Origin of the sequence: Microbacterium sp., assembly GCF_047972865.1 — a bacterium.
Taxonomy (GTDB): Bacteria; Actinomycetota; Actinomycetes; order Actinomycetales; family Microbacteriaceae; genus Microbacterium.
Map to the genome: position 1 here is coordinate 20,952 of NZ_JBKEAY010000231.1, position 6,531 is coordinate 27,482.

General features: G+C 70.3%; 5 protein-coding genes. 3 read left to right on the forward strand and 2 right to left on the reverse strand.

The annotated features are described in order from the left end of the window. Positions 1–3 precede the first annotated feature (3 nt). Both ACK5KK_RS14300 and ACK5KK_RS14305 read left to right on the forward strand, forming a co-directional pair. Positions 4–939, forward strand: coding sequence for a ribokinase (locus ACK5KK_RS14300; RefSeq protein WP_416890757.1), 936 nt, complete (start codon positions 4–6; stop codon positions 937–939). Next, positions 936–1,181, forward strand: a complete 246-nt coding sequence (locus ACK5KK_RS14305) for a hypothetical protein (RefSeq protein ID WP_416890758.1) — start codon at positions 936–938, stop codon at positions 1,179–1,181. Before ACK5KK_RS14300 ends, ACK5KK_RS14305 begins: the two co-directional genes overlap by 4 nt. A gap of 62 nt (positions 1,182–1,243) precedes the next feature. On the opposite strand, the gene ACK5KK_RS14310 is transcribed toward ACK5KK_RS14305, so the two are convergent. After that, entirely contained in the window at positions 1,244–1,681 is a 438-nt protein-coding gene (locus ACK5KK_RS14310; protein WP_416890759.1) for a nuclear transport factor 2 family protein, read from the reverse strand. Between the two features lie 50 nt (positions 1,682–1,731). Here ACK5KK_RS14310 and ACK5KK_RS14315 point away from each other — a divergent pair, with 50 nt between their 5' ends. After that, positions 1,732–2,313, forward strand: coding sequence for a TetR/AcrR family transcriptional regulator (locus ACK5KK_RS14315; RefSeq protein ID WP_416890760.1), 582 nt, complete (start codon positions 1,732–1,734; stop codon positions 2,311–2,313). Here ACK5KK_RS14315 and ACK5KK_RS14320 read toward each other — a convergent pair. Next, the gene (locus ACK5KK_RS14320) at positions 2,303–5,794 is read right to left on the reverse strand and encodes a hypothetical protein (protein ID WP_416890761.1); all 3,492 of its coding nucleotides are present in this window, start codon (positions 5,792–5,794) and stop codon (positions 2,303–2,305) included. The two genes, ACK5KK_RS14315 and ACK5KK_RS14320, sit on opposite strands and share 11 nt — an antisense overlap. Between the last annotated feature and the right edge of the window lie 737 nt (positions 5,795–6,531).

Genomic DNA, 6,531 nt, shown 5'->3' on the forward strand with positions numbered 1-6,531 from the left:
CGCATGGCCATCGCCCCCGTCCTCACCGTCGGTTCGGTCAACGTCGACCGCGTCGTCACGGTCGACCGGATGCCCACCGCGGGCGAGACCGTGATCGGCGGCGCCCCCGCCCGTCTTCCCGGGGGCAAGGGTGGCAACCAAGCTGTGGCGGCGGCCCGCCTGGGAGCGCGCGTTGCCTGTGTGGCGTGCGTGGGCGATGACGACGACGGTGCGCTGGTGCGGGCATCCCTCGCCGGGGACGGCATCGACCTGACCGGGGTGCGGACCGCCGCCGATGCCCCCACCGGGTCGGCCGCGGTGTTCGTCGACGCGCAGTCGCAGAACATGATCGTCGTCTCCCGCGGCGCCAACGATCTACTCACGGCGGAGCAGGCCGCCGGCGCCGTCCGCGACGTGCGCCCCGGCGTCGTGGGGCTGAGCCTGGAGATCCCGCTGGCGGCCGCCGTGGCCGCGGCGCATGCGGCCGCGCAAGCGGGCGCCCGGGTCGTGGCGAACCTGTCACCGAGCAGCACCGCCGACGCGGAGCTTGCGGCGGTGTGCGACGTGGTCATCGTCAACGAGCACGAGGCGGCGGCCTTGCTCGGCGACGAGGTGCCCGCCGAGTTGTCGGCGGCGGCGGCGTCCGCCCTGGTCGGGCGGGCCCGTGTGCGGGGGGCGCACCATGTGATCGTCACGCGCGGCGCCGCCGACACGCTCCTGCTCGACGGGCACGCCGGCACCTTCGCGGTGGCACCGGCCTACACCGTCGACCCGGTCGACACGACCGGATGCGGCGACGCGTTCGCGGGCGCGCTCATGGCGGGCCTGGCCGCCGGGGTGAGCCTGGCGGCCGCGTGCGAGAACGCCAACGCGACCGCCGCGCTGGCGGCGACGGGGGTCGGCGCACAGTCGTCGTACCCGTCGCGCGCGGCCGTGGACGCGTTCCGGGCCGCGTCGTGATCCTGGAGCTGATCGGCTGGCTCGGATCGGCCCTCGTGATCGTCTCGCTGCTGCAGTCGAACCCGCGGCGCTTTCGGACGCTGAATCTGTACGCGGCGGCTGTCCTCACCGGCTACAACGCCGCCGTCGCGGTGTGGCCGATGGTGGCCCTCAACGCGGTGATCGTGGCGATCAACGTGGTGTTCCTGGTGCGGATGCGCGCGGCGCCGCGGCCAGAGACGGGCGGGCTCGGCGAGGCCTGACCCGGCCGGCACCCGGCCGGCACCCCGCCGGCATCCGGCCCGCGCCGTCGCGCCGGGGCCGGTCAGTCGGTCTCGGGGTCGGCGAGCGCTTCGGCGTTGCCGGCATCCCCGACGGCGTGCAGCGCGGCCTCGAGCACCTGCAGGTCTTCGAGGGTCTCCACCGAGGTGACCCGCCCCCACGCGAGGGTGAGGAACTGGAACACCGTGTTGCGGTACAGAGCGCCGCCGGGAAGCTCCCCCGCGACCTCGGCGCGCACGGCGACCCGCGTGCGCCACGGGCTGCCGTCGACGAGCACCTCGCGAATGTCGAAGCGCACCCCCGGCAACAGCCGGAAGATGCGCTGCCACCAGCGATTCATGGCGGCGACCGTGGTGCGGCGGCCCCCGAGCGCGTGCTCCCCGTGGAACCGGTACTCGAAGGCGGGGGCCAGCGCGTCGACCATTGCGCTGTAGTCCCCCTCGTTGATGCGGTCGAAGATGGCGGCGACCTTCGATCGCACGATGCGTTTGTACACGCGTGCCCTCCAATTACGTTACTGTAAGTAACACTATGGTTCGTTCCGGGCGTCCCCGCAAGGCGGATATCGATCAGCGCATCCTGCACGCTGTTGCCGACCTGGTCGTCGAACGCGGGTACGCGCAGATGACCGTGGACGACGTCGTCGCTCGCGCCGGCACGAACAAGCCCGCGTTCTACCGTCGTTTCCGCAACCTCGCCGAGGTCGTGCCACAGCTGCTGGCCGACCGGCACGGCACCGATGACGACATCGACACCGGCACCCTCCGCGGCGATCTCACCGAGGTGCAGCGACGCCAGCGGCTGCTGTTCACCGACCCGGTCGTCACCCGCGGGTTCGCGGGCTGGCTCGCCGACCTCGACGCCGACCCTGCGCAGGACACCCCGTTTCTCACCGGGTACCTCGGCCCGCGACGCGCCTACACGCGGACGATCCTCGATCGCGCCGCGGCCCGCGGCGAGATCGCGCCGGGGGCCGATCCCGAGGTGGTCGCCGACCTGCTCACCGGGCCGCTCCTCATGCGGGCGCTCCTTCCCGGGATGCCGCCGATCGACGACGCCCTGGTGACGCAGTCCGTGTCGGCGGCGCTCGGCGCCGTCGGCATCACGACGTGAACGTGAACGGCTCCGACGGAGCCCACTGACCGCGGCCGAGGTACTCGGCCGTGACGATGAAGCCCGCGCCGTGCACGAGGGTGTCGAACTCGACGAAGAAGTGACCCCCGTGCACCTCGGCGACACGCGTCTGCAGGTCGTGCGACTCGCCCTCCTTGCGAATCGCGACGATCACCGAGCCGCCCTCGACCTTGACGTCGTTCGCTGCCGTCACGGTGCCGGTGACCACGTTCGCATCGGCGCCGGCGCGCACATGGGTCGTGCTGCCGGTGCGCACGCGCACCACGACGCCACCCGTCGGCAGCGGATGGTCGCTCTCCGCGTTGAGCGGATCGTCGATCGTGCCGGAGACGCCGACCAGGTTCGGCCGACGGAGGAAGACGTCGTCCTCGTCGTGCTTGAGCATCCGGTCCAGATCGGGGGTGCCGTGCAGCGCCTCGAACATCAGCTCGACCTTCCGCTCTTCTCCCGGCCCGAGCGCCACCGACGACGCCGCCAGGTAGGAACGGTAGAACGGATTGGTCTGTGCCGCGGTCAGGTACGCCGTCGTCGGCTCGGGATAGGGGTTGGCCACCGTCACGAAGGTGCGCTGCCGGCGAGGCGGCGACGCTTCCGCCGAGATGAACTCGGTGTAGTTCGACTGCGCGGTGTTGTTCAGTTCAGTGATCTCCACCGTCGCGAGGTCGTCGCTGTTGACGTGCAACGGGATGCGCGCGACGACGCAGAAGTGCTGACCCGCCGGGGGGACCCAGCCGTCGTAGGAGAACTCGACGGTGTCGCCGGCGGGGATGTCGCGGATGTCGAACCCGAGCGAGGTCTCCACCGCGCTGCCGGTGGTGAAGTTCTTCACCGAGAAGTTCACGCGCACGCCGGTCGCCGTGAGGTTTCCGCTGTTCCTCACGCGCGCCACGATCGTGTTCGCGTGCGCCGTCCACGGCAGGTTGCGGAACTCGGGGTTGGCGCGATTGCGGTCGTTGAACACTTCGATGTCGGGACTCTGCCACGCGTTCATGCCGGTGCCCGGCCACGGCCGGATCGAGGGGTCGGGCTGCGAGTTCGCGCCGTACTCCACCCGGATGCGCGCCCAGTCGTCGGTTGTCTCCAGCACCTCCACGCGGAAGTCGGCCGGGGCCGTGGGAGTCGTGGCATCGGTCTCTTCGTAGTCCTCGCCGACATCGAGCACGGGACCGTCCCCGTCGGGGTCGTTCGGCAGCAGAATCACCTGCCGCCGAACGATCGGGGCGGTGAAGTCGCCGTGGATGACGTCGGTGCCGATCACCCGGCGGTCGCTGGGGAGCTCCTCGTCGCCCACGCCGGTACCCTGCTCCGACCGGTACTCGAAGTAGTAGTTCCAGCCGTCGGCGATGCGCACCTCCACCGCGCTGAACCGGCCATCCGGCGCCGACCCCAGTGAGGAGGCGTGCAGCACGACCTCCTCGCTCACGGCGCCGGAGTTCTGGAAGTCGAAGGTGCGGATGTCGTCTTCTTCCAGCCACCCCAGGCGCATCTTGAGCGGCGTCGTGTAGTGACCCAAGCGTCCCTCCCACGACATCGTGTCCCACCCCGTGACGTCGCGCGCGGCGATCGCACCGTAGTCATCGACGTCCATGTAGAGGTCGGGGAGACCCAGATTGTGGCCGAGCTCGTGGGCGAGGGTCTCGTGGTTCTCCCGCGTGCTCTGCGCCGCCCAGTCATCCGGCATCACAACGAAACGGATGCTCTGATCCCCGTCGGCAGTGGCGACCGTCATACCGGACGCGTACGGCCACGCCATCTTCGCGGCGGTGGTGCCGTCTGCGGCGACGGTGCGCACGATGACGACGAAACTGTCCACCGTCGAGAAGTCGATGAGGTCGTCTGCGACGGTCGCGGCGGCCTGGATGAGGGCGGTCTTGAACCGCCACCTGCCGTCGGTGGGGCTGATGGTCTCGAAGTAGTCCTCCCACTCCCCCGACAACTGCACGGGCCCGTGGACGCCGTCCAGCGCGATGTCGAACCGCGGCACCAGGTTGCCCGCGCCGTCGTCGACCAGACCGCTCGTCTCGGTGAGGAACGCGCGGGTGCTGCGCAGGGTACCGCCGATCGAGACGCCGTTGATGGTCTCGTCCTCCCAGCGCTGCGCGATGGCCGACGCGTCGGCCGGGTAGCGGCCGCCCGCCGTGTCGACGAGCACCATCGCCACCCGGCGGGTGCCCAACTGCGGGTGGATGTCGAGGTTCTGCGGCAGCCCGTCGGTGCCGCCCCACGTCGACCCGGTGACGGCGGGTTGTGACGTGCCCTCGAACCAGATCGGCGGTCCATCGGCGCCAGCCCACACGTCGGTGGTCTCGAGGTCGGCGACGCCGAGGACGGCACCATCGCTACGCCGCCGCGCCTCGATCTGCCACACCCCCAGCGATGAGCCGGCGAGCACCATGATCTCGGGGTGCAGCGGGTCGAAGCCGTCGTCGCGGCTGTAGGACACCTGCCCCATCCGCTCGGGAGCGGTCACGACGAAGTCGAGGTCGTCGAAGGCCACACCGTGCACCGTGGCGCCGACGCGGCGGTACTCCCCGGGGAAGAACGTGCCGCCGACGGCGATGTCCACGCGCGCGGGGCGGCCGATGCCGACCAGCAGCACCTCTTTGTCGCACACCACCACGGTGCCGAAGTCGGTCTGCTGGACGCTGGAGGGACGCCACGGGGTCGGGTCGACGACCGGGGTGACCCCCGGACGACGGAAGAGGTCGATCGGCGGGAAGCGGTCGACGCGTTCGAAGGGCGGCCGGCGCCGGTCGAACGGGGGCAGGGGCGTGCCGATCGGGGGCCGGGGCGAGATGATCGGGGGCAGCCCGCGCCGCAGCGACACCTCGACGACACGGTTGGCGGGGTCGCGCTCGGCGATCAGCAACGCGGTGCGGTCCTCCCCCGCCCACGCCATCATGAAGGGGTTCACCAGCCCGCTGACGACGGTGCGGCGCGCGCCGGTGGCGAGGACGATCGTGGTGAGCCTGCCTCCCGCCGTACCCTGCTCGGTGACGTAGGCCGTCGAGTGGTCGGCCGACAGCTGCAGACCGACCGCGTGGACGAGCCCGGTGGCGAGGGTCCGCACGGCACCGGTGGTCAGGTTGACCGAGAGCAGGCGCCCGGTGCGCGCGAACTCCACGAGGTAGGCCAGGCGGTCGCGCACGAGCACGACCTGGTGCGGCGCGGTGAGGCCAGATGCCACGGTCTGCGCGCCAGCGGCATCCGCGGCGGCGAGGTCGACCCGCAGGACGGCGCCGTCGCGCTGGGTCACGACCGCCCAGCGGCCGTCGGCGCTGACCTCGATGTCTTCCAGGTTGCCGTATCCGGTGCCGAGCACGCGGTAGTCGCCGCTGACGTCGATCGAGGTGATCCGCCCCGACCATTCCGCGATGAGCACGCGCCCCCCGCGGCGATCATAGGATGACCCGATTCCGCCGGTGAGCCGGTCGGTCAGAGTCGTAGAGGTGAAAGGCATGGTGATCCCCCGTCTTCGGTGGTTATGCCGGAGGGGAGGGCGGAGCTCGCCGTGTGATACCTGCCGTCGATCCGCCAACGGGCATTGCACGGAATGAGGGGTATCGCGAGCGTCGAGATCTACTCAGGTCGAGAAGGTTCGGCGCCGTGCATGACGTCCATGACGCCGCTCGGAGACTCTGACTCCGGTGAGGCGTCCATCTGCGTCGACGCGAAGTACGCTCCGATTCATGACCACTGGTACCCGCGATGGGTCGGGGACTCACCTCTGGCCGCGTTCGGCGAGATTCTGACCGACTTGGGTCTGGCGGACGCCGACCGAGAAGGAGACGGGCGACGAGGGGCGATCAGCAACAGGCGTTTCCGGGAACCCCGGGTCGCACCCAACACCATCCCGATCACCGGAATGCGTGATTGCTTCCGCGGCCGGCGTCACTCGTTCCATACACCGAGCCAATCCCGGAAGCGATCATTTCCGGGACGAAGAGGGCACCTCGGCCGTTACCGAGTTTTGCGTGGTCAGCAGGCTCTTTCCAGCAGACTCGCGGGCATACGCTTCAAGCCTTGACTTCATATGGCAGGCGGGGCCATGATCATCTCCACCACAACCCCGCCGCCTAGTTGTTGTGTCTCGTGAGGTTGGTGTCGGTCGGCGGGTCGTGCGGTAACGGGTGAGGTCCTCCGGGTGGGATGTGAAACGACCAAGAATCACGTTCCGCCAAGGAGGACCTCGTGACC

Bases quoted from the DNA above. Each gene is read 5' to 3' on its own strand.
- ACK5KK_RS14300 (WP_416890757.1), top strand. From the start codon at position 4: ATGGCCATCGCCCCCGTCCTCACCGTCGGTTCGGTCAACGTCGACCGC.
- ACK5KK_RS14315 (WP_416890760.1), top strand. From the start codon at position 1,732: ATGGTTCGTTCCGGGCGTCCCCGCAAGGCGGATATCGATCAGCGCATC.
- ACK5KK_RS14320 (WP_416890761.1), bottom strand. From the start codon at position 5,794: ATGCCTTTCACCTCTACGACTCTGACCGACCGGCTCACCGGCGGAATC.